This window comes from Acidovorax sp. GBBC 1281 (genome assembly GCF_028473645.1).
Classification (GTDB): Bacteria; Pseudomonadota; Gammaproteobacteria; order Burkholderiales; family Burkholderiaceae_C; genus Paracidovorax.
The window spans coordinates 993,820-1,018,677 of sequence record NZ_CP097269.1; the positions used below are offsets into that span (position 1 = coordinate 993,820).

Genomic DNA, 24,858 nt, shown 5'->3' on the forward strand with positions numbered 1-24,858 from the left:
TCGATCAACAAGGGACCGGATGGGTTTTGAGAGGTTCCCATGAAGCTCATCACTGCCATTGTTTCGGGCGCTGCCGCCTGTGCGATCCTCGCGTCGCCCCTGGCCCACTCCAAGACGTTCAAATGGGCCAGCCAAGGCGAAATCTCCACCTGGGCATCCACTCGCAGAACAATGCCCTGCAGAACGGGCTGCACGCGAACGTGTACGAAACGCTGACGTACTACAACAGCCGCACCTTCGAGATCGAACCCGTGCTGGCGACTGCGTGGCGCGAGGTGAGCCCCACGCAGGTGCGCTTCACGCTGCGGCAGGGCGTCAAGTTCCATGACGGCTCTGCGTTCACGGCCGACGATGCGGTGTATTCGCTTTCCCGGGCCATGGCCAAGACCTCCAACTACACGCCGTTCGTGCAAGGTTTCGACCGGATCGTGAAGGTCGATGCCCAGACGTTCGACATCTTCCTCAAGTCGCCCAATCCCGTGCTACTGCGCCAGTTGACCGAGCTGCGCATCATGAGCAAGGCCTGGGCCGAAAAGAACAAGTCCGTGGAACCCAAGGACATCAAGGGCACCGACGAGAACTTCGCGCACCGCAATGCCATGGGCACGGGGCCATACACCCTCGAGTCCTGGCAGCCGGACGTGCGCATGGTGTTCAAGCGCAACCCGAACTGGTGGGGCACGATGGAAGGCAACGTGACGGAGATCGTCTACACGCCCATCAAATCCGCGTCCACGCGCGTGGCGGCCCTGCTCTCCGGCGAGGTGGACATGGTGCTCGATCCCTCGCCGCAGGACCTGGCACGGCTGCGCTCCGGCGCCGACCTGAAGGTGGTCGATGGCGTGGAGAACCGCACCATCTTTCTCGGCATGGACCAGTTCCGGGATGAGTTGGTGGGCTCCAGCGTGAAGGGCAAGAACCCGTTCAAGGACGTGCGCGTGCGCCGCGCGCTATACCAGGCCGTCGATGTGAACACGCTCACCCGCAGCATCATGCGGGGCCTGGGCAAACCGACCGGCACGCTGGTGGCGCCCCAGGTCGCGGGCTGGACCGAAGGGGTAGGCAAGCGCATGCCCTATGACGTCGAGGCCGCGAAGAAGCTCATGGCGGACGCCGGCTACGCCGACGGCTTCGAGGTGGACTTCGCCTGCCCCAACAACCGCTACATCAACGACGAGGCCATCTGCCAGGCCGTGACGGCCATGTGGGCGCGCATCGGCGTGAAAGCCAAGCTGCGCACGCTGCCGCAGGTGACGTACTTTCCGATGATCCAGCGCAGCGAAGCCAGCATCTACATGCTCGGCTGGGGCGTGCCGACGTTCGACGCGCTCTACAGCCTGCAGTCGCTGGTGCGCACCGTCGGCACGGGCGGCGACGGCAACTACAACGTGGGCCGCTACAGCAACGAGCGCATGGATTACCTCGTGGACCGCATCAAGGCGGAGACGGATGCGCCGGTGCGCTCGCGCATGCTGACCGAAGCGCTGCAGCTGTCCAACGACACGGTTTCGCACATTCCGCTGTACGACCAGGTCATTCCCTGGGCGATGAAAAAGACGGTGGACGTGGTCCACCGGGCCGACAACCGCGTGGACATGCGCACGGTCAAGATCAATTGATGCACGCGATCCGGTCCAGGCCGCCAACCCGGCCTGGCGCTTGCCCAACTGCCGGCCGGGGGGTATTCGTGGCGATGGCCCATCCCCCTGCTAGCATGCCCGATTCACTCACGGTTCACTGATGCTTGCCTTTATTCTGCGACGCCTGATTCAGGCCGTCATCGTGATGATCGCGGTGGCCTTCATCTCCTTCATGCTGTTCCAGTACGTCGGAGATCCCGTCACCTTCCTGCTCGGCCAGGACGCCACGCCCGAGCAGATCCGTGAGCTGCGCGCGGCGCTCGGCCTGGACAAGCCTTTCATCGTGCAGTTCTGGCACTTTCTGGTGAACGCTGCGCAGGGCGAGTTCGGCCTCAGCCTGCGCCAGGGCGCGAAGGTGTCGCGGCTGATCGCCGAGCGCTTTCCCGCCACGCTGGAGCTGGCGCTCGTGGCCGCCGTGCTCGCGCTGCTGATCGGCGTGCCGATGGGCGTGTACGCCGCCCTGCGGCGCGGCAGCTTCGCGAGCCAGCTGTTCATGACGCTGTCCCTGCTCGGCGTGTCGCTGCCCACCTTCCTGATCGGCATCCTGCTGATCCTCGTGTTCGCCGTGCACCTGGGCTGGTTCCCGAGTTTCGGGCGGGGCCCCGTCACGCAATTGGGCTGGTGGAGCACCGGGCTGCTGACCCCCAAGGGCTGGCACCACATCACGCTGCCGGCGATCACGCTGGCGATCTTCCAGCTCACGCTGATCATGCGGCTCGTGCGCGCCGAGATGCTGGAGGTGCTGCGCACCGACTACATCAAGTTCGCCCGTGCGCGCGGCCTGTCCGACCGCGCGATCCACTTCGGCCATGCCCTCAAGAACACGCTGGTGCCGGTGATGACCATCACGGGCCTGCAGCTGGGCGGCCTCATCGCCTTCGCCATCATCACCGAGACGGTGTTCCAGTGGCCGGGCATGGGCCTGCTGTTCATCCAGGCGGTCACTTTCGCGGACATTCCGGTGATGGCGGCCTACCTGTGCCTGATCGCGCTCATCTTCGTGGTGATCAACCTCGTGGTCGATCTGCTGTATTTCGCCGTCGATCCGCGCCTGCGCGTGGGCAAGGCCGGAGGGCACTGAGACATGGCGCAGGCGCTTCGCTTCAAGGCCGGGGGGCGGGCCTTCGCGCACATCGCGCAGTACCACCCCGAACTCACCGCGTTCCGGCGGGACCTGCACGCCCACCCCGAACTCGGCTTCGAGGAGGTGTACACCGGGGCCCGCGTGAAAGAGGCCCTCAAGGTCTGCGGCGTGGACGAGATCCACGACGGCATCGGGCGCACGGGCATCGTCGCCGTCATCCGGGGGCAGGGCCGCGGCAGCCGCAGCATGATCGGCCTGCGTGCCGACATGGACGCGCTGCCGATGACCGAGCAGAACGATTTCGCATGGAAGTCCTGCAAGTCCGGCCTCATGCACGGGTGCGGGCACGACGGGCACACCGCCATGCTGATCGGCGCGGCGCGCTACCTGGCCGCCACGCGCCATTTCGACGGCACCGCCGTGCTGATCTTCCAGCCCGGCGAAGAAGGCTTTGCCGGCGCGCGGGTGATGGTGGAGGACGGCCTGTTCGAACGCTTTCCCGTGCAGTCGGTGTACGCCATGCACAACTGGCCCGCCATGAAGCCCGGCACCATCGGCCTGAACTCGGGCGCCATGATGGCCGCGGCCGACCGCGTGACGATCGAGATCACCGGCCGGGGCGGCCACGGCGCCCATGCCTACCAGACGGTGGATGTGGTGCTGGTGGCGGCGCACATCATCACCGCGGTGCAGGGCATCGTCTCGCGCAACGTGCGCCCCATCGACAGCGCCGTGATCAGCCTGTGCGCGATCCAGGCGGGCGACCTGGGCGCCTTCAGCGTGCTGCCCGGCACGGCCACGCTGGTGGGCACGGTGCGCAGTTTCGATCCGGTGGTGCAGGACATGGTGGAGCGGCGCATCCAGGAGCTGTGCAGCGCCATTGCGCTCGGCTTCGGCGCCACCGCCACGGTGCGCTACGAACGCATCTATCCGGCCACCATCAACACCGAAAGCCACGCGCAGTTCGCGGGCGACGTGGCCGAATCGCTGGTGGGCGGCGAGAACGTGGTGCGCGACATGGACCCCAGCATGGGCGCGGAAGACTTCTCCTTCATGCTGCAGAACAAGCCCGGCGCCTACCTGCGCATCGGCCAGGGCACGGGCCCCGGCAACAGCGCGCTGCACAACAACCGCTACGACTTCAACGACGACATCCTGCCGCTGGGCGCCGCGCTGCATGCCAGCCTGGTCGAGCAGGCCATGCCGCTGGCGAGCGCCTGACGCCCGCATCGGCCCGTGTGCGCACATCCCCCTTTTCTTCCTCAGGAGTCCCCATGAAATTCCAGACAAAAACGGCGTTGGCCCTGGCGATGGTCGCCATGGTGTCCGTCGCAGGGGCGCAGACCATCCGCGTGGCGAACCAGGGCGATGCCCTGTCGATGGACCCGCACTCGCTCAACGAATCGCTGCAGCTGAGCGTGACCGGCAACGTCTACGAGCCGCTCGTGGGCCGCAACAAGGACCTGAGCCTGGCGCCCGCGCTGGCCACCAGCTGGAAGATGACCTCGCCCACGGTCTGGCGCTTCGAACTGCGGCGCGGCGTGCAGTTCCACGACGGCACTCCGTTCACGGCGGACGACGTGCTGTTCTCGCTGGGCCGCACGCAGGTCGACGGCTCGGACATGAAGAGCTACACGAACGACTTCAAGGAGGTGCGCAAGATCGACGACTACACGGTCGAGATCGAGACCCGCTCGCCCTATCCCATCCTGCCGGACGTGCTCACGCTCGTGTACATGATGAGCAAGAAGTGGTGCGAGACCAACCAGGCCACGACGCCGGTGGACCGCCGCAAGGGCATCGAGAACGCCGCGTCGTTCCGCGCCAACGGCACCGGGCCGTTCCGCGTGCGCGAGCGCCAGCCCAACGTGCGCACGGTGTTCACGCGCAACGGCAGCTACTGGGGCGCCATCGAGAGCAATGCCAGCGAGATCATCTACACGCCGATCGGCAACGACGCCACCCGCGTCGCGGCCCTGCTGTCGGGCGAGGTGGACGTGATGGAGCCCGTGCCGGTGCAGGACATCGAGCGCGTCAACACCAGCCCCAACACCCGCGCCGTGACGGGCCCCGAGCTGCGCACCATCTTCCTGGGCATGGACCAAAAGCGCGACGAACTGCTGTATTCCAGCGTGAAGGGCAAGAACCCCTTCAAGGACAAGCGGGTGCGGCAGGCGTTCTACCAGGCCATCGACATCGAGGGCATCCGCAAGACCGTCATGCGCGGCGCGGCCAACCCGTCCGCCCAGCTGGTCGGTCCCGGCATCAACGGCTTCCAGGCCGACATGAAGCGGCTGCCCTACGACGTGGATGCGGCCAAGAAGCTCATGGCCGAGGCGGGCTATGCCAACGGCTTCGAGCTGACGATGAACTGCCCCAACGACCGCTATGTGAACGACGGCCGCGTGTGCCAGGCGGTGGCGGCCAATCTTGCGCGCATCAACGTCAAGATCAACCTGCAGGCCGAGACCAAGGGCACCTATTTCCCGAAGGTGCTGCGCCGCGACACGAGCTTCTACATGCTGGGCTGGTCGCCCGCCACCTACGATGCGCACAACGCGCTGAACGCCCTCATGACGTGCGTGGACGACAAGGGCGCCGGCCAGTTCAACCTGGGCGCGTACTGCAACCCCAAGGTCGACGAGCTCACCCGGCGGATCCAGGCGGAAACCGACAAGACCCAGCGCAACGCCATGATCCGCGAGGCGTTCGCGATCCACGCCGCCGACATCGGCCATGTGCCGCTGCACCAGCAGGCGCTGGCCTGGGGCGTGAGCAAGAAGGTCAAGCTGGTGCAGATGGCCGACAACTTCATGCCCTTCAAATGGATGAGCATCGTCAAATGAGTGCCGCAGCGGCGTAGCCAACCAAGCAGGGCGCGTCGGCAAGGTGCCCGACCGAGGCGGTGGCCAGCCGGCGCCGCCGCAGTGAGTTTCCTGGGGTTTCCAAACACGATGAAAAAAACGCTCTTCCGATGGTTCGACAGCGATGTCGGCCACAGCTTTCGCACCTCGCCCGTGGCCATCGGCGCGGCGGTGATCGCGCTCATCTGCGTGTTCTGCTCGTTCTTCGCGGGCTGGGTCGCGCCGCACAACCCGTTCGATCTGACCACGCTCGAACTGGGCGATGCGCGGCTGCCGCCGGCCTGGAGCGCCGAGGGCTCCACCAAGTACCTGTTGGGCACGGACGACCAGGGCCGCGACATCCTGTCCGCGGTGATCTACGGCGCCCGCATCTCGCTCATCGTGGGCTTCGCTTCGGTGGTGCTGTCGGTGGTGGTGGGCGTGGCGCTCGGGCTGCTCGCGGGCTTTCGCGGCGGCTGGGTGGATGCGGTGCTCATGCGCCTGTGCGACGTGATGCTGTCGTTCCCGGCCATCCTGGTGGCGCTGCTGATCGCCGGCGTGGGCCGTGCGGTGTTTCCCAATGCGCACGAATCGCTGGCGTTCGGGGTGCTGATCATCTCGATCTCGCTCACCGGCTGGGTGCAATATGCGCGCACCGTGCGCGGCTCCACGCTGGTGGAGCGCAACAAGGAATACGTCCAGGCCGCGCGCGTGACGGGCGTCAACTCGCTGCGCATCATGCGCAAGCACGTGCTGCCCAACGTGATGGGCCCGGTGATGGTGCTGGCCACCATCCAGGTGGCGACGGCCATCATCACCGAGGCGACCCTGTCGTTCCTGGGCGTGGGCGCGCCGCCCACCTCGCCTTCGCTGGGCACGCTGATCCGCATCGGCAACGACTACCTGTTCTCGGGCGAGTGGTGGATCACGGTGTTTCCGGGCGCCATGCTGGTGCTGATTGCCCTGTCGGTGAACCTGCTGGGTGACTGGCTGCGCGATGCGCTCAACCCCCGCCTTAGATAAAAAAGCATGGGCGCCCACGCTCGAAAAAGTACACCCATGAGCCTTCTCGAAGTCAAGAACCTCGTCGTCGAATTCCCCAGCCGCCGCGGCACCCTGCGCGCGCTGGACGACATCTCCTTTTCCATCGCGCCCGGTGAAATCCTGGGGGTGGTGGGCGAGTCGGGCGCCGGCAAGTCGCTCACGGGCGCGGCCATCATCGGCCTGCTGGAGCCGCCGGGGCGGGTGGCCTCCGGCCAGATCGTGCTGGAGGGCCAGCGCATCGACAACCTGTCGTCGCGCGAGATGCGGCACATCCGCGGCCGGCGCATCGGCGCGATCTTCCAGGACCCGCTGACCTCGCTGAACCCGCTGTACACGGTGGGCCAGCAGCTCGTCGAGACCATCCAGGCCCACCTGCCGGTGAACGCCGCCGAGGCGCGCCGCCGCGCCATCGACCTGCTCAAGGACACGGGCATCCCGGCCGCCGAGCAACGCGTGGACCATTACCCCCACCAGTTCTCGGGCGGCATGCGCCAGCGCGTGGTGATCGCCCTGGCGCTGGCGGCCGAGCCGCAGCTCATCGTGGCGGACGAGCCCACCACGGCGCTGGACGTGTCGATCCAGGCGCAGATCATCCAGCTGCTCAAGAACATCTGCAAATCGCGCGGCGCGGCCGTGATGCTCATCACCCACGACATGGGCGTGATCGCCGAGACCTGCGACCGGGTGGCGGTGCTGTATGCCGGCCGCGTGGCCGAGATCGGCCCCGTGCACGAGGTCATCAACCACCCGGCGCACCCCTACACGGCCGGCCTGATGGCGTCCATCCCCGACATGGAGCAGGAACGCGAGCGCCTGAACCAGATCGACGGCGCCATGCCGCGCCTGAACGCCATTCCCCAGGGCTGCGCCTTCAATCCGCGCTGCCCCCACACCTTCGACCGCTGCAAGGTGGAGCGCCCCGAACTGCTCCAGGCCGGCGCCACGAAAGCCGCCTGCTGGCTGCACGACCTGCCCAAGAAAGCCGCCGCATGAGCGCCCACACCCCCACCCCTTCCGCCAGCGCCAGTGCCGCCGCGGGCAAGCCCCTGGTGCAGGCGCACGACCTGGCCAAGACCTTCGATGTGTCCGCCCCCTGGCTCAACCGCGTGCTGGAGCGCAAGCCGCGCACGCTGCTGCACGCCGTCGACGGCGTGAGCTTCGAGATCGAGCGCGGCAAGACGCTGGCGCTCGTGGGCGAATCCGGCTGCGGCAAGAGCACGGTGGCGCGGCTGCTGGTGGGCCTGTACGAGCCCACGCGCGGCGGTCTCACCTTCGACGGGCAGGACGCGCACGCGGCCTTCAAGGGCAAGGATGCCCAGGCCATGCGCCGCCGCATCCAGATGATCTTTCAGGACCCGTATGCCAGCCTCAACCCGCGCTGGCTGGTCGAGGACATCATCGGCGAGCCGCTGCGCGAGCACGGCCTCATCACCGACAAGGCCGAGCTGAAGGCCCGCGTGGGCGAGCTGCTGCAGTCGGTGGGCCTGTCGCCGCTGGACATGGTGAAGTACCCGCACCAGTTCTCGGGCGGCCAGCGCCAGCGCATCTCGATCGCGCGGGCGCTCGCCACCGAGCCGGAATTCCTCGTGTGCGACGAGCCCACGTCGGCGCTGGACGTGTCGGTGCAGGCGCAGGTGCTCAACATCATGAAGGACCTGCAGCGCGAGCGGCACCTGACCTACCTGTTCATCTCGCACAACCTCGCGGTGGTGCGCCATGTGAGCGACCAGGTGGGCGTGATGTACCTGGGGCGCCTGGTGGAGCTGGCCGACAAGCGCGAGCTGTTCGCCACGCCGCGCCACCCCTACACGCGCATGCTGCTGGACGCCATTCCCAAGATGCACGACACCGGCCGTTCGCGCACGCCGGTGCAGGGGGAGGTGCCCAATCCGTTGAATCCGCCATCCGGCTGCGCGTTCAACCCGCGTTGCCCCCACGCCAACGACCGCTGCCGCACCGAGCGGCCGCAGTTGCTGAACCAGGGCGGTGCCCGCGTGGCCTGCCATGGCATCGAGGAAGGCCGCATTCCGCTGGTGGCGGTGCCCGTTCCTGCCGCGGTTTGATCGAAATCGGGCCGATGCCCTAGTGGATCATGTTCCTTTTGCTATATTTTTCATAGCAAAAAGGGGTGGCTCGGGTGGATTCGGGTGAGGGGCGGCAGGCGCCACCGCCCATCCCCCTTCAGTTGAATTTGCCGTTCACGCCGCCCACGCTGTAGCGCCCGGCGCCCAGCAGCACCACGCTCAACGCGCCGAACAGGTACAGGCCCTGCAGTTCCAGCGCCCAGCCGCCCTGCTTGTTGAGCGCGAACAGGTCGGCCATGTGCACCAGGCCGAACGCCACCAGCATGTTGACCACCACGATGGCGGCGCCGGCGCGGGTGGCCAGGCCGACGATCATCAGCACCGGCGCCAGGATTTCGCCGACGAACACCAGGTAGCCCAGCGCGCCCGGCAGGCCGGCCCGCTCCAGCAGGCCGCTGACGAAGCCCACCCCGTTCTGCAGCTTGAAGATGCCGTGCAGCAGCACGAGCACGCCGACGGCGACACGCAAGATGAGTTTGCCGGCATCGTCGGATGCGGCGGCGGAAGCGGGGTGGCGGGATGCGTTGTTCATGGGGTTCTCCTCTCCAGGTCAAAAAACCGCAGTATGCGGGGACGCGCCGGGGCTGTCAGTGCGTTTTCGCACAACTTTGCGCCCGGGAGATGGCTGTGCATGCGGCCGCGCGATGGGGGAGGGCGCCGGCATGCTGGTCTGGCGCATGCGCTGGTCAACGGGTTCGGATTCGGAGGCGTGAACGCATCGCTGGTGTTCCGCCGATGGGCGCCCTGAAATGCTATAAAAATAATAGCTAAATGCCCTAGTGGATATTGCGCTGGAGGCCTGAAAGCCTCTGCTTTTGGTGGGCGCCCCGCATCAGGTGTACCGCTTGGCCCGCAGGTTGTCCTTCATCTGCTGCAGGCGGGGCTGCAGCGGCTCGCCGATGCGCAGGGCCACGCAGGTGGCGAGCACGTCGATCACCAGCAGGTGCAGCAGGCGCGACACCATCGGGCTGTAGCGGTCGTAGCCCTCGGGGTGGTCGGCCGCCAGGTGGATGTGGCAGGCCAGGGCCAGGGGCGATCCGCTCGCGGTGATGGCGATGGTGGTGGCGCCGTTCTTGCGCGCGATGTCGGCCGCGTCCATCAGGTCGCGCGTGCGGCCGGAGTTGGAGACGATCACCGCACAGTCGCCCGGGCCGAGCAGGGTGGCGCTCATGACCTGCATGTGGCCGTCGCTCGTGCTGATGCTGGTGATGCCCAGCCGAAAGAACTTGTGCTGCGCATCCTGCGCGACGATGCCCGAATTGCCGGCGCCGTAGAACTCGATGCGCCGGCCGGTCTGCCAGGTGTCCGCGATGGCCTTGGCGGCGCGCTCGATGGCGCCCGTGCTGGCGGCGTTGCGGTACTGCAGGAAGGCGGCGGCGGCGTTGTCCACCACCTTCACCAGCACGTCGCCGGTCTTGTCGTCGGCGTCCACGCTGCGGTGGATGAAGGGCACCCCTTCGCTCACGCTGCCGGCCAGCTTGAGCTTGAAGTCGGCCAGGCCGTCGTAGCCCATGCTGCGGCAAAACCGCACCACGGTGGGCTTGCTCACGCTGGCGCGGGCGGCCAGTTCGCGCACCGGCAGCCGGGCGAAGGCCCGCGCGTCGTCCAGCACGAGCTGCGCCACGCGCTGCTCGGCAGGGGCCAGCGAGGGCAGGGATGCGGTGATGCGTTCGAGCATGTCAGTGCTCCTGCGCGCAGCCCATCGCCTGCAGCCCATGCGCCCGCTGCGGCCTGACCCGTCGAATGGCCGCGGAGCAGGCCACGCCCGCAGACGCCGTGGAACTGGCTTTGCCAGGCCACGGGCGTCGTCCCCCCTTGGGGGGAAGGCGCCGCAGGCGACTCAGGGGGGGGCTCACGCTTCCTCCATCCAGGTGTGGCCGTCGCGCGCCACCATGGCGCTGGCGGCGCTGGGGCCCCAGCTGCCGGCGGCGTAGGGCCGGGGGCCGTCGTCGGAGTCGCGCCAGGCCTGCATGATGGGCTCCACCCAGCGCCAGGCGGCCTCCTGCTCGTCGGCCCGCACGAAGAGGTTCAGGCGTCCACCGATCACGTCCAGCAGCAGGCGTTCGTAGGCGCCCACGCGCTCGGTGCCGAAGCGCTGCTCGAAGTCGAGGTCCAGGTGCACGGGCGCGAGCGCCTGCGCTTCCGACACGCGGGTGCCGCGCTTTTCCTGGCCCGCCGCGAACAGGTGCAGGGCCACGCCGTCGCGCGGCTGCAGGTGGATCACCAGGCGGTTGGCCGCGCCCATCGGCGAGCGGTAGATGGGGTGGGGCGTGGGCCGGAAGTTGATGGCGATGTGCGCCTCGTGCGAGGCCAGTCGCTTGCCGGTGCGCACGTAGAAGGGCACGCCGGCCCAGCGCCAGTTGGCGATCTCGGTGCGCAGGGCCACGAAGGTCTCGGTGCGGCTGCCGGGCGCCACGCCGTCCTCGTCGGCGTAGCCTTTCACGCGCTCGCCGCTCAGGCTGCCGGCCGTGTACTGGCCGCGCACCACGTCGCGTGCCAGGGTGGCGGGCGTCCAGGGGACCAGCGAGCGCAGCACCTTGAGCTTTTCGTCGCGGATGGCATCGGCATGGGCGTTGATGGGCGGCTCCATGCCGATCGCGCAGAGTAGCTGCAGCGCGTGGTTCTGCACCATGTCGCGCAGGGCGCCCGTGCCGTCGTAGAACGCGCCGCGCTTTTCCACGCCGAGCTTCTCGGCCATGGTGATCTCGATGCTGGCGACGGTCTCGCGGCGCCACAGGGGCTCAAAGAGCGCATTGCCGAAGCGCAGCGCCAGCAGGTTCTGCACCGACGGCTTGCCCAGGTAGTGGTCGATGCGGAAGATCTGCCACTCGTTGAACACCGTGCGCACCGCCGCGTTGATGGCGCGGTTGGATTCGAGGTCGTGGCCCAGCGGCTTTTCCAGCACCACGCGCGTGTTCGGGGTGGCCAGCCCGGCGGCGCCGAGCTGCTCGCAGGCGGTGGTGAACAGGCCTGGGGCGGTGGCCAGATACATCACCACGGTGTCGGCCTGCCGCTCGCCCAGCCGCTCGGCCAGCCGGGCGTAGTCCTCGGGCTTGGACAGGTCCATGCGCTGGTACTGCAGCAAGGCCGCGAACTGCTGGAACTCCTCCGCGCTCGGGCGCTTGTCGTCCACCACGGCGGCGAAGCGGCTGGCGATCAGTTCGCGGTAGGCGGCGTCGGTCAGGTCGTCCCGCGCTACGCCGATGATGCGGCCGCCTGCGGGCAGCGAGCCGTGGCGGAACGCCTGGAAAAGGGCCGGCAGCAGCTTGCGCCATGCCAGATCGCCCGTGCCGCCGAACAGAACCAGATCGAAACTCATCGTTGTCGCGTCCCCAGAAGATTGGTAATTAAGCTGCCGGGCATGTTACCGAGTTTCATGATGAGGCGGCGACTGACAGGAACCCGGGTTACCGCGCAATACACTCTGCGGTTGCCGTGCCGACGGGGCCCGCCCGAGCGCCCCCGCACGCCACCTCACGGGAGCATTGCATGAACCAACTCGACGCCCTCAAACAAGTCACCACCGTGGTGGCCGACACGGGCGACTTCCGCCAACTGAGCGCCTACCAGCCGCAGGATGCGACGACCAACCCCTCGCTCATCCTCAAGGCGGTGCAAAAGCCCGACTACGCCCCCTTGCTGCAAGAAGCCGTGACCCGCTGGAAGGGCCATCCGGTCGAAGAAATCATGGACCGGCTGATCGTGCGGTTCGGCTGCGAAATCCTCTCCCTCATTCCCGGCCGCGTCTCCACCGAAGTGGATGCGCGCCTGTCGTTCGACACCATGGCCACCGTCACGCGAGGCGAACGCATCATCGAGCTGTACCAGGCCGAGGGCGTGGACACCGCCCGCGTGCTCATCAAGATCGCCGCCACCTGGGAGGGCATCGAAGCCGCCCGCATCCTGGAAGAGCGCGGCATCCACACCAACCTCACGCTCCTGTTCTCGCCCGTGCAGGCCGTGGCCTGCGGCCGCGCCAAGGTGCAATTGATCTCGCCCTTCGTCGGCCGCATCTACGACTGGTACAAGAAGCAGGCCGGCGCCCAGTGGGACGAGGCGGCCATGGCCGGCCCCAACGACCCCGGCGTGCAGTCGGTGCGCCAGATCTACCAGTACTACAAGCACTTCGGCATCGCCACCGAGGTCATGGGAGCGAGCTTTCGCAACGTGGGGCAGATCACAGCGCTGGCCGGCTGCGACCTGCTGACCATCGCCCCCGACCTGCTCGCGCAACTGGCGGCCAGCGAGGCGCCGCTGACCCGGGCACTCGACCCCGAGGCCGCGCGCGCGCTGGACCTGCCGGCCGTCGAATACGACGAGCCCGCCTTCCGCTACGCGTTCAATGCCGACGCCATGGCGACCGAGAAGCTCGCCGAAGGCATCCGCGCCTTCGCGGCCGATGCGGCCAAGCTCGAACACATGATGCAGGCCGCCTGACCCATGACCATGCCCCAACGCATCCGCTGCGACCACACCACCGCCTGGGCGGCGCTGCAGGCCCGCTACGACGACAGCGGCCGCACCTTCGATGTGCGCCAGGCGTTCGCCACCGATCCGCTGCGCTTCGAGGACTTCAGCCAGGAGGCTCCGCACCTGTTCGCCGACCTGTCCAAGAACCGCATCGACCGGCCGACCGAGGCGCTGCTCATGCAACTGGCGCGCGAGTGCGGCCTGGAGGCCTACCGCGACGCCATGTTCGCCGGCAAGGCGATCAACCACACCGAGCAGCGCGCGGTGATGCACTGGTTGTTGCGAAATCCGGCCGATGCCCTAGAAAATCATGCCCCTGGTGCTACTGATTTCGTAGCAAACAGCCTGCGCGACGTGCACACCACGCTCGATGCGATGCTGGCGCTGGCCGAGCGCGTGCGTGCCGACACCGCCATCACCGACATCGTGAACATCGGCATCGGCGGGTCGGACCTCGGCCCCTCGATGGTGGTGAAGGCGCTGGACGACCTGCGCCAGAGCGACAAGCGCCTGCACTTCGTCTCCAACGTCGACGGGCAGGAACTGGGCACGCTGCTGCACACGCTGCGGCCCGAGAGCACGCTGTTCCTCATCGCCTCCAAGACGTTCACCACCGCCGAGACCATGTCCAACGCCCACGCGGCGCGCGACTGGTTCCTGTCGCACGGCGGCAGCCCGCGGCAGGCCGGGCGCGTGTCGGTGTCGCGCCATTTCGTCGCGCTCACGACCAACGTCGAAGCCGCGGCGGAGTTCGGCATCGACACCACGCTCGGCTTCTGGGACTGGGTGGGCGGGCGCTATTCGCTGTGGTCGGCCATCGGCCTGCCGATCGCCATCGCCATCGGCGCGGCGCATTTCCGCGACCTGCTGGCCGGCGCCCACGCGATGGACGAGCACTTTCGCCACGCGCCGCTGGAGCGCAACCTGCCGGTGCGCCTCGGCCTGCTGGACGTGTGGTACCGCAACTTTCACCGGTTCGCCAGCCGCTGCGTGGCGCCCTACAGCCACGGCCTTCGCCGGCTGCCGGCCTACCTGCAGCAGCTGGAGATGGAGAGCAACGGCAAGGGCGTGGACTGGGAAGGCCGGCCGCTGGCGGTGCAGACCTCGCCCGTGGTGTGGGGAGAACCCGGCACCAACGGCCAGCACGCGTTCTTCCAGATGGTCCACCAGGGCCCCGACGTGATTCCGGTGGAGTTCATCGCGTTGCGCAAGGGCGCGCGCGACCTGCCGCACCACCACTCGCGCCTCGTGGCCAATGCCCTGGCCCAGGCCAAGGCGCTGATGCTGGGCCGGCCGCAGGAGTCCGGGCACCGGCACTTCACCGGCAACCGCCCCAGCACGTTCCTGGTGCTGGACCAGCTGGCACCCGCGTCGCTGGGCGCGCTCATCGCGCTCTACGAGCACCGCGTGTTCGTGAGCGGCGCGGTCTGGGGCATCAACAGCTTCGACCAGTGGGGAGTGGAACTGGGCAAGGTGCTGGCCCGGGAGCTGGAGCCCCGCCTGTCCTCGGGCGACACCGACGGGCTGGACGCGTCGACCGCCGGCCTGCTGCGCCAGCTGCGGTGATCGAAATCTCTGGTGGCCCATGCCAGGGGGGGAAAACCCCGTAGTGCATTGAGGGCCGGGGCGAGGTGGAATGTCATGGCAGTCCGACAGGCCTAAATACTGCCTGGCTGTTGTCGATAAACGGGGGACACCGCGTGTCTTTCATCCTTTCATCCACTCCCTGGCTGCCTATGATCCGCACCTCCTCCACTCAAACACGGTTCACTCTCCTGATCTGCGGCTTCTTCCTGCTCCTGCTGCTGGGAACGTTCGCCGTCATTCAACTGTCCGTCACGCCAGACCTGTCCACCCTCGAAGGCAAGGTCGCCGCTGGCAATGTTGACCAGATTTCCGTGCGCATCAGCGAGCAGCTACGGCAGGTCGAGGCGCAATCGCGCAGCATCACCCAGACGGTGGCCCTGCTCGCCAGCGACCAGATCGACGTCCTGCAGCCCGGTCTGGTGGATCAATACGGCGACCCCAATGTGTTCGGCGGCGGCATCTGGCCCCTGCCCAACAAGCGGGAACCGGGGCGGGACAAGTTCAGCACCTTCTTTGCGCGCGATGCCAGCAACAAGCTGGTGGTGAACACCCATTGGAACTCGCCGGAATCGCTCAAATACTGGGAGCAGCCCTGGTATGAGAACGGCAAGACGGCGCCCAAGGGCCAGTGCAAGTGGGCCAAGGCCTACCAGGACGCCGCCAGCCCGCAGCCGCGCACCAACTGCGCCATGCCCATCTACAAGGGCGACGAGCTGTATGGCGTGTCCACCATCGACGTGACGCTGGGCTTTTTCAACCGCCTCGTGGCGGACATGGAAAGCAGGATCCAGGGACAGATCCTGATCGTCGAGGGCGACGGCAAGATCGTCAGCAACAGCACGAAGATCCAGGGCAACGTCGTCTTGAAGAACGTCTCGGACATCGCGGCGAGCTCGCCCATGGCGGCGGAAATCCAGAAAATGCTGCCGACCCTGCAAGCCAACGCGGCGGCCGAGAGTTCGTTCAAGGACAGCGAGGGGACCCAGGTGCTGTTTCTGAAACCCATTCCCGGCAGCCCCTGGTTCATCGCCACGGCCCTTCCGGCCTCGTTGCTGGCGGTCAACAGCCACCGCATCCTGACCAAGCTGGCCGCCGTGCAGGTGCCCATGGCCCTGGTGCTGCTGGGCCTGATGGTGATGGGCGTTCGCCTGTTCATGAAGCGCCTGGCCGTCCTCAAGGGCAACATCGACGCGCTCTCGGCCGGCGAGGCGGACCTGACGCGCCGCCTGCCCGAAACCGGCGGGGCGGAGTTCGGCGCGGTCGCGGCGAGCTTCAATGCCTTCATCGCCCGCCTGCAGGGCGTGGTGAGCCAGGTGGTCACGGGCGCATCGTCGATTGCCTCGGCCTCCGGTGAAATCTCCAGCGGCAACCACGACCTTTCCGTGCGCACGGAGGAGCAGGCCGCGTTCCTGCAGGAAACGGCGGGCTCCATGGAACAGATCACCAGCACCGTCAAGCGCAACGCCGACAGCGCCAACCAGGCCAACCGCCTGGCCACCGATGCGTTCCAGGTGGCGTCCCGGGGCGGTCAGGTCATCGGCAACGTGGTCGAGACCATGGATTCGATCAGCACGTCTTCCAAGAAGGTGGTGGACATCATCGGGGTGATCGACGGCATCGCGTTTCAGACCAACATCCTGGCGCTGAACGCCGCGGTCGAGGCGGCCCGCGCGGGCGAGCAGGGCCGCGGGTTCGCGGTGGTGGCCAGCGAGGTGCGCAGCCTGGCCCAGCGTTCGGCCGAAGCGGCCAAGGACATCAAGAACCTGATCGCGGACTCGGTCACCAAGGTGGAGTCCGGCAGCGCCCTGGTGGTGCAGGCCGGCACGACGATGAGCGAGATCATCGCCACCAACACCAGCGTGGCCTCGATCATGGGCGAGATCATGGCCGCCAGCGTGGAGCAGAGCCGGGACATCGAGCGGGTGAACCAGGCCATCGCCCAGCTCGACACCACGACGCAGCAGAACGCGGCGCTGGTGGAGGAAGTGTCCGCCGCGGCGCGCTCCATGCAGGAGCAGACCGACCTGTTGCGGCAGGTGGTGGGGGCCTTCAAGGTGTGACGGGAAGGCTTCGCTGCCGGCGCTGACATCGCCAGCGCATCCAGACAATCCCCGCCGGTCTCGCGACCCGCGGGGATTTTTCTTGGGGGTCCACCGAGGCAGGAGGGGCTGCCGCCGGTTGCAGCGTCGGCATGTCGCCTGATTGCGACAAATTGCTTACAGATCGGCCATCGATTTCTAGAATGGTAATCGTTATCAATACTATTTATGTTTGCCATGAAATTCATTGATCTGCGGGGCACGGCTTGCGTGGCCGCCGCCCTGGGGCTGGTGCCTTGGGCGCATGCACAGGGCGTGGGCGCCACGCTGTCCGAAGTGCGGGTGGATGCCAACGCCGAAAAGGAATCCGCCACCGGCCCCGTGGTGGGCTACCGCGCCCGCAACGCCACCACGGCCACCAAGACCGACACGCCGCTCAGCGAAACGCCGCAATCGGTCACCGTCATCACGCGCGACCAGATGGTCGACCAGGGCGCGACGACCTTCCAGGGGGCGCTGCTCTATGCCGCGGGCGTGCGCAGCGATGCCTACGGGCTGGACAGCCGCTCCGACAGCGTGCGCGTGCGCGGCAGCTATCCGGACATCTATCTCGATGGCCTGCGCCAGAGCTACAACTACTACACCAGCACCACGCCCGCGGAGCTGTGCACGCTGGAGCGCCTGGAGGTGCTGCGCGGCCCGTCGGGCATGTTGTTCGGCACCGGCACCGTGGCGGGCGTTGTCAACATGGTGAGCAAGCGCCCGCTGCAGGAGGCGCAGCGCGAAGTGGGCGTGCAGATCGGCAGCTGGAACCGCAAGCAGCTGCAGGCCGACCTGACCGGCCCGCTGACGGCCGATGGCCAGTGGTCGTACCGACTCGTGGCGCTGGCCCGCGACGCCGACACGCAGGTGGACCACGTGCCCGACGACCGCCGCCTGATCGCACCGTCGCTGATGTGGCGGCCCAATGCGGCGACGTCGTTGCTGCTCCAGGCGCACTGGCAGCAGGACCGGTCGGGCAGCACCTCGCAGTTCCTGCCCTGGTCGGGCACCTTGCTTCCCAATCCCAACGGCCAGTTGCCCACCAGCCGGTTCATCGGCGAGCCGGGCGACTACTACGACACCGATCGGCAATCCATCGGCTACCAGTTCGAACACCGTTTCAACGATGCCTGGACGGCACGCCAGAACCTGCGCTGGGCCCGCAACGAGAACCGGGGCGGCTACCACTACGCGGATTTCTTCACCAGTCCGGGCGGCTGGGGCGCCGACCCGGTCAACCAGCGCCTGATCGGCCGGCTGTACGGGCAGAACGTGACGCGCACGCGCATGGCCGCGGTCGACACCAACCTGCTGGGCCGGCTCACCACGGGCACCGTGCAGCACCAGCTGCTGCTGGGCCTCGACTGGAATCGCCAGTCGGAGGACAAGGCGGAATCCGGCGATGCCTACGATTCGCCCATCGACGCGTTCGCGCCGGTGTACAGCGGGCGGACCGACCGGCCGCTCACCGCACAGCCTCGGAATGTGCAGCGCCAGACCGGTATTTATGTGCAGGACCAGATGAAGTGGGACCGATGGATCTTCATCGCCGGCCTGCGCCATGACCGCGTGGCGAATGCCCTGGCCGGCTCGGCCGATGACCGCACCAGCGACACCACCAAGCGCCTGGGCGTGATGTACCAACTGGCCGGCGGCTGGACGCCGTACATCAGCTATGCGGAGTCGTTCAGCCCGGTGAGCGGCACGAACACCTCGGGGGCCCGCTTCAAGCCGCTGCAAGGCGAGCAGATCGAAGTGGGGGTGAAGTACCTGCCCGAAGGCGGCGCGACCTCGTTCACCGCCTCGGTGTACGACCTGAAGGAAAAGAACCAGAAGGTCACCGATCCGACCAATCCGATGAACACGCTGCAGGCCGGCCAGACCCGCAACAAGGGGCTGGAACTGGAACTGAAGACCCGCGTGACCACCGCGTTCGATCTGATCGCCCACTACAACTACACCGACGTGGATCCGACCCTGGAAGGACTGCCCCGCAACCAGGCGGCGATGTGGGGCCTGTATCGATTTTCCGTCGCGGGAATTCGCGGCTTCTCGGCCGGGGCCGGGGTGCGGTACCTCTCCGCGTTCCGCGATGGTTCCGGCCCGCGCATTCCGTCCTCGCTCGTCGGAGATGCGCTGCTGGCCTATGACAGCCAGGCATGGCGCTACGCGCTCAACATCAACAACGTGGCCGACAAGCAGTACATGAGCACCTGCCTGTCGCGCGGCGATTGCTGGTGGGCACCCCGGCGCAACGTGGTGCTGAGCGCGACCTACCGTTTCTGAGCGGCCCATCGATCCTGCGGGCCGTACCCACGGCCCCGCCAAAGAAAAACCCCGCAGGCCTTGCAGCCTGCGGGGTTTTTTGATGGAGCAGCCGGGCGGGAGTGCATCCCGTCCGGTGCGGCCGGCAATTACATGCCCATGCCGCCCATGCCGCCCATGCCACCCATGTCGGGCATGCCGCCGCCGGCCGGTGCGTCGTCCTTGGGGGCTTCAGCGATCATGCATTCCGTCGTCAGCAGCAGGGAAGCCACGGAAGCGGCGTTCTGCAGGGCCGTGCGGGTGACCTTCGTGGGGTCCAGAATGCCCAGTTCCAGCATGTCGCCATACGTGTCGTTGGCGGCATTGAAACCGTAGTTGCCCTTGCCAGCCAGCACGGCGTTCACCACGACCGAGGCTTCGCCACCGGCGTTGTTCACGATTTCGCGCAGGGGGGCTTCGATGGCCTTCAGCACCAGCTTGATACCGGCGTCCTGATCGGCGTTGTCGCCCTTGATCGAGTTGCCCACGGCTTGCTTGGCGCGCAGCAGAGCCACGCCGCCACCGGCCACAACGCCTTCTTCCACCGCCGCACGCGTGGCGTGCAGGGCGTCTTCCACGCGGGCCTTCTTTTCCTTCATTTCGACTTCGGTGGCAGCGCCGACCTTGATCACGGCCACACCGCCGGCCAGCTTGGCCACGCGCTCTTGCAGCTTTTCGCGGTCGTAGTCGGACGTGGCTTCCTCGATCTGCACGCGCACTTGCTTGACGCGGGCTTCGATGTCTTCAGCGGCGCCGGCGCCGTCGATGATGATCGTGTTTTCCTTGCCCACTTCGATGCGCTTGGCTTGGCCCAGGTCGGCCAGGGTCACCTTCTCGAGCGTCAGGCCCACTTCTTCGGCGATGACCTTGCCGCCCGTCAGGATGGCGATGTCTTCCAGCATGGCCTTGCGGCGGTCGCCGAAGCCAGGGGCCTTCACTGCCACGACCTTCAGGATGCCGCGGATCGTGTTGACCACCAGCGTCGCCAGGGCTTCGCCTTCGACTTCTTCGGCAATGATCAGCAGCGGACGGCCGGCCTTGGCGACTTGCTCCAGCGTGGGCAGCAGGTCACGGATGTTGCTGATCTTCTTGTCGAACAGCAGCACGAAGGGGTTGTCCAGAATCGCGGATTGCTTTTCGGGGTTGTTGATGAAGTAGGGCGACAGGTAGCCGCGGTCGAACTGCATGCCTTCCACGACGTCCAGTTCGGACTCGAGGGACTTGCCGTCTTCCACGGTGATCACGCCTTCCTTGCCGACCTTGTCCATGGCGTCCGCGATCAGCTTGCCAATGGTTTCGTCGGAATTGGCGGAGATCGAACCCACCTGGGCGATTTCCTTGGAGGTCGTGGTGGCCTTGGAAGCCTTCTTCAGCTCTTCCACCAGGGCCGTCACAGCCTTGTCGATGCCGCGCTTGAGGTCCATGGGGTTGATGCCCGCGGCCACATATTTGAAGCCTTCGCGCACGATGGCCTGTGCCAGTACGGTGGCGGTCGTGGTGCCGTCGCCGGCGTTGTCGGACGTCTTGGATGCCACTTCCTTCACGAGCTGGGCGCCCATGTTCTGCAGCTTGTCCTTGAGTTCGATTTCCTTGGCCACGGACACACCGTCCTTGGTCACGGTGGGGGCGCCGAACGAGCGCTCCAGCACCACGTTGCGACCCTTGGGGCCCAGGGTGACCTTGACCGCATTGGCCAGGATGTTCACGCCTTCGACCATGCGGGCGCGGGCTTCGCCGCCGAAAACTACGTCTTTTGCTGCCATTTGATTTCTCCGGATTCAGTAAACAGGATGTTCGGGAAAAGGGCCGGAAGGCTTACTTTTCGACGACTGCGAACAGGTCGTCTTCCTTCATCACCAGCAACTCGTCGCCCTTGACCTTGACGGTCTGGCCAGAGTACTTGCCGAACAGAACGCGGTCGCCGACCTTCACGTTCAGAGCGATCAGTTCGCCCTTGTCGTTCTTCTTGCCGGGACCGACGGCCAGCACTTCACCTTGATCGGGCTTTTCAGCGGCGTTGTCGGGGATCACGATGCCGGAAGCGGTCGTGGTTTCGCTTTCAATGCGCTTGACGATCACGCGATCGTGCAGGGGGCGAAGGTTCATTGCATCTCTCCTGGTTCAAAAAAGGATTGCGACATCAACAACACGCCCGCAGGGTGCGGGCGCTTTCTGACTTCAGCGGCCCGGCGCCAGGGTTGCTAGCACTCGGTCGCGTCGAGTGCTAATGATACGGGCATTCTTTTGCATTTCAAGAGGGTGGTCAGCCGTGGGAGCGCGGCGCAGCATTCGGAAGGACGGCGGCTGAGGGGAGGATGGGGTGTGCACCTACAATACCGACCTCCTGCAATCCGCTTGGGGCCTCCCAAGCAGGTGCCGTTCTCGGCGGTGCTCTCCATCAAACGCCCGATGCGGGTCAGATCCATAGATTCGGAAGTCCAATGGCGTCTTTGCAAGCAACCACCGCGCTGATGGGCATCGGCCTGGCGGTGCTGATCCTTTACCTGATCCGCAGGGATCACCTGTATCTGATGCACGGCCTGTTCTGGGTGGTGGTGGCTGGGGCCGCTGCCTTGCTGGGGGCCTGGCCGGGGTTGATCGATCGTCTGGCCAAGCTGCTGGGCATCAGCTATCCCCCCGCGTTGCTGCTGCTGCTGGCCAGCATGGTGCTGCTGGTGAAGTCGTTGCACACCGACATGGTGAACACCCGCATCGAGAGGGATGTCCGCCGGTTGAACCAGCGGCTGGCCCTGTTGCAAGCCGACAATGAAAGCCTGCGCGCGCGCGTGATGGGCGATGGAACGCAGCCATGACCTTGGCGCGGCCGTTGTTGCCGGTCATCCTGTGCGGCGGGGCGGGCACGCGTTTGTGGCCCCTGTCGCGGGAGGCCTATCCCAAGCAGTTTCTGGCGTTGGCCGGCGCCAGCACCATGCTTCAGGACACGGCACTGAGGCTGAAGGGGTGGGCGCCGGAGATCGGCGTCGCGCCTGATCCCATCCTCGTCTGCAACACCGAGCACCGTTTCATCGCTGCCAGCCAGTTGCTGGCAGTCGGCATTCGCAAGGCACGTGTGCTGCTGGAGCCAGAGGGTCGCAACACCGCGCCCGCACTGACGCTGGCCGCCTTGCAGGCATGCGCCGGGGGCGACGATCCCATCATGCTGGCCATGCCGGCCGATCACGTGGTGAAGGATCTGCCCGCGTTTCACGCCGCGGTCCGGCGAGCCCATTCCATGGCCTTGTCGGGCGGACTGGTGACGTTCGGCGTCGTGCCGGACCGGCCGGAAACCGGCTACGGCTACATCCAGTGCCATGCGGCGGGCCCGGAGGGGGCGGACATCCACCGCATCGCCAGCTTTGCCGAGAAGCCCGATGCCGCGACCGCGCAGCGCTATCTGGACGCGGGCGATTATTTCTGGAACAGCGGCCTTTTCATGGTGCGCGCCAGCCAGTGGTTGGACGCCATCCGCGCTTGCCGCCCCGACATCCTCCAGGCTTGCGAGGCCGCGATGGAGGGGGCGCAGCGCGATCTCGATTTCATCCGGCCTGACGCGGCGGCCTTCCAGGCCTGCCCTTCGGATTCCATCGACTACGCCGTGATGGAACGGCTGCCGCTGATGCCGGAGATCGGCATCCCCACGTTCGCGGTCGCGCTGCAGGCCGGCTGGTCCGACCTGGGCGCCTGGGATGCCCTGTGGGGCGTGCTGCCGCGGGACAGCGAAGGCAACGCCACCGTCGGCGATGCCCTGCTGGAAGACAGCCAGAACACGCTGCTGATGTCCACCCACCGGCTCGTGGCCGGCGTGGGGCTCGACCACATCGTGGTCGTAGAAACACCCGATGCGGTCCTCGTGGCCGACAAGCGCCGTACCCAGGACGTCAAGCACATCGTGGCCCGGCTGAAGCAGGCAGGGCATGCGCTGGCCCACCACCACCGGAAGGTACACCGGCCGTGGGGCTGGTACGACGCCGTCGACAGCGGCGAACGCTTTCAGGTCAAGCGCATCGTGGTGAACCCGGGCGCGCGCCTGAGCATGCAGATGCACTACCACCGCGCCGAGCATTGGGTGGTGGTGCGGGGCACCGCCGAGATCACCAATGGCGACGACACCTATCTGCTGGCACAGAACGAGTCCACGTTCATTCCGGTGGGCCGCCGTCATCGGCTGGCCAATCCGGGCAAGACGCCTCTCGAAATCATCGAGGTTCAGTCGGGCGACTATCTGGGCGAGGACGACATCGTCCGGTTCGACGACATCTACGGGCGCTCTACCGGTGCCGAAGGCGTTTCATGAGGGATTGGATTGCCTTTGCGACCGGCGTGACGATTGCCAGGCCCGCGCGCGCATTTCCCGGCATGCGAGCAGTGCGGCGCCCGCATTTGACTCTCTCTATTCTTCCAACATAACAACATGAATCTAGAACAAGCAAGGATCGCCGTGATCGGGCTCGGCTACGTGGGCCTGCCTTTGGCGGTGGAGTTCGGCCGCAAAAGGCCGGTCATCGGCTTTGACATCAATGCCTCACGCATCGCCGAGTTGCAATCGGGCCAGGACGGCACGCTGGAGGTGACCCCGGAAAACCTGCAAGCCGCCAGCCACCTGCAATACAGCGCCAACCCGGAGGACCTGCGCGATTGCAAGGTCTTCATCGTGACGGTGCCCACCCCGGTGGACAAGGCCAACCGCCCCGACATGACGCCCCTGGTCAAGGCGAGTGAAACGGTGGGCAGGGTCATGCCGGACGGCGCCGTGGTGATCTACGAATCCACCGTGTACCCCGGCGCGACAGAAGAAGTGTGCGTGCCGGTGCTCGAACGGCTCAGCGGCAAGACCTTCAACACGGACTTCTTCTGCGGCTACAGTCCGGAGCGCATCAATCCGGGCGACCGGGTCAATACCCTTACGAAGATCAAGAAGATCACCAGCGGCAGCACGCCCGAAGTGGCCGACGCTGTGGACGCCCTGTATGGCAGCATCATCACGGCTGGCACCCACAAGGCCAGCAGCCTGAAAGTGGCCGAAGCGGCCAAAGTCATCGAAAACACCCAGCGCGACTTGAACATCGCCCTGGTGAACGAGCTGTCCGTCATCTTCGAACGGCTGGGCATCGACACCCTCGACGTGCTGGAAGCGGCCGGCAGCAAATGGAACTTCCTGCCGTTCCGTCCCGGTCTGGTGGGCGGGCACTGCATCGGCGTCGATCCTTACTACCTGACGCACAAGGCCGAGGAAGTGGGCTACCACCCGCAGGTCATCCTGGCCGGGCGGCGCATCAACGACAACATGGCGCGCTACGTGGCGCGCAACACCATCCGCCTCATGCTGAAGAACGGCATGGACGTGCCCCGCTGCCGCATCGGCATCCTGGGCATCACGTTCAAGGAAAACTGCCCGGACATCCGCAACAGCAAGGTCGTGGACATGGTGCGCGAGTTCCTGGCGTGGGGCGCGGACGTGGTGATCGCCGATCCCTGGGCCAGTGCGCAAGAGGTGGATCACGAGTACGGCCTGGCGTTGGGCCGCGTCGATGCCGACCATCCGGTCGATGCCCTGGTGGTGGCCGTCGGCCATAACGAATACCGGCAGGCCACGCCCGTGGAGCTTCGCACGTACTGCCGTGGCGCACAGCCTGTCCTGGCCGACGTCAAAAGCCTCTACCACCGCGGGCAGGCCGCCGAGGCCGGCTTCACCGTCTTTCGCTTGTAATTCTCTCCTTCGGA

18 protein-coding genes and 1 pseudogene are annotated in these 24,858 nt (G+C 66.6%); 14 read left to right on the top strand and 5 right to left on the bottom strand.

The genetic code is table 11. The features are described from left to right. The first annotated feature begins 39 nt into the window (after window positions 1-39). The 7 genes and pseudogenes from M5C96_RS04510 (at window position 40) to M5C96_RS04540 (ending at window position 8,674) form a co-directional block, all read left to right on the top strand. Window positions 40-1,619: pseudogene (locus M5C96_RS04510) on the top strand (ABC transporter substrate-binding protein). A gap of 121 nt (window positions 1,620-1,740) precedes the next feature. Further along, the gene (locus tag M5C96_RS04515) at window positions 1,741-2,721 is read left to right on the top strand and encodes an ABC transporter permease (protein ID WP_272567456.1); all 981 of its coding nucleotides are present in this window, start codon (window positions 1,741-1,743) and stop codon (window positions 2,719-2,721) included. A gap of 3 nt (window positions 2,722-2,724) precedes the next feature. Further along, window positions 2,725-3,945 (top strand): M20 aminoacylase family protein, encoded by a 1,221-nt coding sequence (locus tag M5C96_RS04520; protein ID WP_272567459.1) that lies wholly within the window; start codon window positions 2,725-2,727, stop codon window positions 3,943-3,945. 53 nt (window positions 3,946-3,998) lie between these two features. After that, window positions 3,999-5,570 carry an ABC transporter substrate-binding protein gene (locus tag M5C96_RS04525; protein ID WP_272567460.1) on the top strand — a complete coding sequence of 524 codons (1,572 nt, stop codon included), beginning with the start codon at window positions 3,999-4,001 and terminating at the stop codon, window positions 5,568-5,570. A 108-nt stretch (window positions 5,571-5,678) separates the two neighbouring features. Beyond that, complete coding sequence (locus M5C96_RS04530; RefSeq protein ID WP_272567462.1) at window positions 5,679-6,590, top strand: ABC transporter permease; 912 nt, start codon at window positions 5,679-5,681, stop codon at window positions 6,588-6,590. A 36-nt stretch (window positions 6,591-6,626) separates the two neighbouring features. Continuing rightward, a complete protein-coding gene (locus M5C96_RS04535) occupies window positions 6,627-7,604 on the top strand; it encodes an ABC transporter ATP-binding protein (protein WP_272567463.1) in 978 nt (325 codons plus the stop codon). Next, window positions 7,601-8,674, top strand: coding sequence for an ABC transporter ATP-binding protein (locus M5C96_RS04540; protein ID WP_272567464.1), 1,074 nt, complete (start codon window positions 7,601-7,603; stop codon window positions 8,672-8,674). Before M5C96_RS04535 ends, M5C96_RS04540 begins: the two co-directional genes overlap by 4 nt. A gap of 118 nt (window positions 8,675-8,792) precedes the next feature. On the opposite strand, the gene M5C96_RS04545 is transcribed toward M5C96_RS04540, so the two are convergent. The 3 genes from M5C96_RS04545 to zwf all read right to left on the bottom strand — a co-directional run bounded on the left by M5C96_RS04545 (window position 8,793) and on the right by zwf (window position 12,014). Further along, on the bottom strand, window positions 8,793-9,227 hold the full coding sequence (locus M5C96_RS04545; RefSeq protein WP_272567466.1) for a DoxX family protein: 435 nt from the start codon (window positions 9,225-9,227) through the stop codon (window positions 8,793-8,795). 300 nt (window positions 9,228-9,527) lie between these two features. Continuing rightward, on the bottom strand, window positions 9,528-10,373 hold the full coding sequence (locus M5C96_RS04550) for a MurR/RpiR family transcriptional regulator (protein ID WP_272551228.1): 846 nt from the start codon (window positions 10,371-10,373) through the stop codon (window positions 9,528-9,530). A 174-nt stretch (window positions 10,374-10,547) separates the two neighbouring features. Continuing rightward, entirely contained in the window at window positions 10,548-12,014 is a 1,467-nt protein-coding gene (gene zwf, locus M5C96_RS04555; RefSeq protein ID WP_272567467.1) for a glucose-6-phosphate dehydrogenase, read from the bottom strand. 170 nt (window positions 12,015-12,184) lie between these two features. Here zwf and tal point away from each other — a divergent pair, with 170 nt between their 5' ends. From tal to M5C96_RS04575, 4 genes are all read left to right on the top strand, one after another. Further along, window positions 12,185-13,132, top strand: a complete 948-nt coding sequence (tal, locus tag M5C96_RS04560) for a transaldolase (protein WP_272567468.1) — start codon at window positions 12,185-12,187, stop codon at window positions 13,130-13,132. Window positions 13,133-13,135: 3 nt separating this feature from the next. Further along, window positions 13,136-14,731, top strand: coding sequence for a glucose-6-phosphate isomerase (gene pgi / locus M5C96_RS04565; protein ID WP_272567472.1), 1,596 nt, complete (start codon window positions 13,136-13,138; stop codon window positions 14,729-14,731). A gap of 170 nt (window positions 14,732-14,901) precedes the next feature. After that, window positions 14,902-16,812, top strand: coding sequence for a methyl-accepting chemotaxis protein (locus tag M5C96_RS04570; RefSeq protein WP_272567473.1), 1,911 nt, complete (start codon window positions 14,902-14,904; stop codon window positions 16,810-16,812). Between the two features lie 216 nt (window positions 16,813-17,028). Further along, on the top strand, window positions 17,029-19,119 hold the full coding sequence (locus M5C96_RS04575) for a TonB-dependent siderophore receptor (RefSeq protein WP_272567475.1): 2,091 nt from the start codon (window positions 17,029-17,031) through the stop codon (window positions 19,117-19,119). A 128-nt stretch (window positions 19,120-19,247) separates the two neighbouring features. Here the strand turns inward: M5C96_RS04575 and groL are convergent, their stop codons facing one another. Next, window positions 19,248-20,900 carry a chaperonin GroEL gene (gene groL / locus M5C96_RS04580; RefSeq protein WP_272567476.1) on the bottom strand — a complete coding sequence of 551 codons (1,653 nt, stop codon included), beginning with the start codon at window positions 20,898-20,900 and terminating at the stop codon, window positions 19,248-19,250. A 52-nt stretch (window positions 20,901-20,952) separates the two neighbouring features. Next, a complete protein-coding gene (locus tag M5C96_RS04585) occupies window positions 20,953-21,243 on the bottom strand; it encodes a co-chaperone GroES (protein ID WP_005799501.1) in 291 nt (96 codons plus the stop codon). A 335-nt stretch (window positions 21,244-21,578) separates the two neighbouring features. On the opposite strand from M5C96_RS04585, the gene M5C96_RS04590 reads away from it, so the two are divergent. The 3 genes from M5C96_RS04590 (at window position 21,579) to M5C96_RS04600 (ending at window position 24,844) form a co-directional block, all read left to right on the top strand. Continuing rightward, window positions 21,579-21,950: a DUF2304 domain-containing protein gene (locus M5C96_RS04590; RefSeq protein ID WP_272567478.1), complete on the top strand. Its 372-nt coding sequence runs from the start codon at window positions 21,579-21,581 to the stop codon at window positions 21,948-21,950. Further along, window positions 21,947-23,431, top strand: coding sequence for a mannose-1-phosphate guanylyltransferase/mannose-6-phosphate isomerase (locus M5C96_RS04595; protein ID WP_272567480.1), 1,485 nt, complete (start codon window positions 21,947-21,949; stop codon window positions 23,429-23,431). The genes M5C96_RS04590 and M5C96_RS04595 overlap by 4 nt, the downstream gene beginning before the upstream one ends. A 117-nt stretch (window positions 23,432-23,548) precedes the next feature. After that, window positions 23,549-24,844 carry a nucleotide sugar dehydrogenase gene (locus M5C96_RS04600; protein ID WP_272567482.1) on the top strand — a complete coding sequence of 432 codons (1,296 nt, stop codon included), beginning with the start codon at window positions 23,549-23,551 and terminating at the stop codon, window positions 24,842-24,844. Window positions 24,845-24,858: the final 14 nt, after the last annotated feature.

Excerpts from the sequence above, each read along its gene's own strand:
- M5C96_RS04590 (WP_272567478.1), top strand. The coding sequence starts at position 21,579 with ATGGCGTCTTTGCAAGCAACCACCGCGCTGATGGGCATCGGCCTGGCG.
- M5C96_RS04570 (WP_272567473.1), top strand. The coding sequence starts at position 14,902 with ATGATCCGCACCTCCTCCACTCAAACACGGTTCACTCTCCTGATCTGC.
- M5C96_RS04515 (WP_272567456.1), top strand. The coding sequence starts at position 1,741 with ATGCTTGCCTTTATTCTGCGACGCCTGATTCAGGCCGTCATCGTGATG.
- M5C96_RS04535 (WP_272567463.1), top strand. The coding sequence starts at position 6,627 with ATGAGCCTTCTCGAAGTCAAGAACCTCGTCGTCGAATTCCCCAGCCGC.
- M5C96_RS04525 (WP_272567460.1), top strand. The coding sequence starts at position 3,999 with ATGAAATTCCAGACAAAAACGGCGTTGGCCCTGGCGATGGTCGCCATG.
- pgi (WP_272567472.1), top strand. The coding sequence starts at position 13,136 with ATGACCATGCCCCAACGCATCCGCTGCGACCACACCACCGCCTGGGCG.
- M5C96_RS04520 (WP_272567459.1), top strand. The coding sequence starts at position 2,725 with ATGGCGCAGGCGCTTCGCTTCAAGGCCGGGGGGCGGGCCTTCGCGCAC.
- M5C96_RS04550 (WP_272551228.1), bottom strand. The coding sequence starts at position 10,373 with ATGCTCGAACGCATCACCGCATCCCTGCCCTCGCTGGCCCCTGCCGAG.
- M5C96_RS04540 (WP_272567464.1), top strand. The coding sequence starts at position 7,601 with ATGAGCGCCCACACCCCCACCCCTTCCGCCAGCGCCAGTGCCGCCGCG.
- groL (WP_272567476.1), bottom strand. The coding sequence starts at position 20,900 with ATGGCAGCAAAAGACGTAGTTTTCGGCGGCGAAGCCCGCGCCCGCATG.
- M5C96_RS04575 (WP_272567475.1), top strand. The coding sequence starts at position 17,029 with ATGAAATTCATTGATCTGCGGGGCACGGCTTGCGTGGCCGCCGCCCTG.
- M5C96_RS04600 (WP_272567482.1), top strand. The coding sequence starts at position 23,549 with ATGAATCTAGAACAAGCAAGGATCGCCGTGATCGGGCTCGGCTACGTG.
- M5C96_RS04545 (WP_272567466.1), bottom strand. The coding sequence starts at position 9,227 with ATGAACAACGCATCCCGCCACCCCGCTTCCGCCGCCGCATCCGACGAT.
- M5C96_RS04595 (WP_272567480.1), top strand. The coding sequence starts at position 21,947 with ATGACCTTGGCGCGGCCGTTGTTGCCGGTCATCCTGTGCGGCGGGGCG.
- M5C96_RS04530 (WP_272567462.1), top strand. The coding sequence starts at position 5,679 with ATGAAAAAAACGCTCTTCCGATGGTTCGACAGCGATGTCGGCCACAGC.
- tal (WP_272567468.1), top strand. The coding sequence starts at position 12,185 with ATGAACCAACTCGACGCCCTCAAACAAGTCACCACCGTGGTGGCCGAC.
- M5C96_RS04585 (WP_005799501.1), bottom strand. The coding sequence starts at position 21,243 with ATGAACCTTCGCCCCCTGCACGATCGCGTGATCGTCAAGCGCATTGAA.
- zwf (WP_272567467.1), bottom strand. The coding sequence starts at position 12,014 with ATGAGTTTCGATCTGGTTCTGTTCGGCGGCACGGGCGATCTGGCATGG.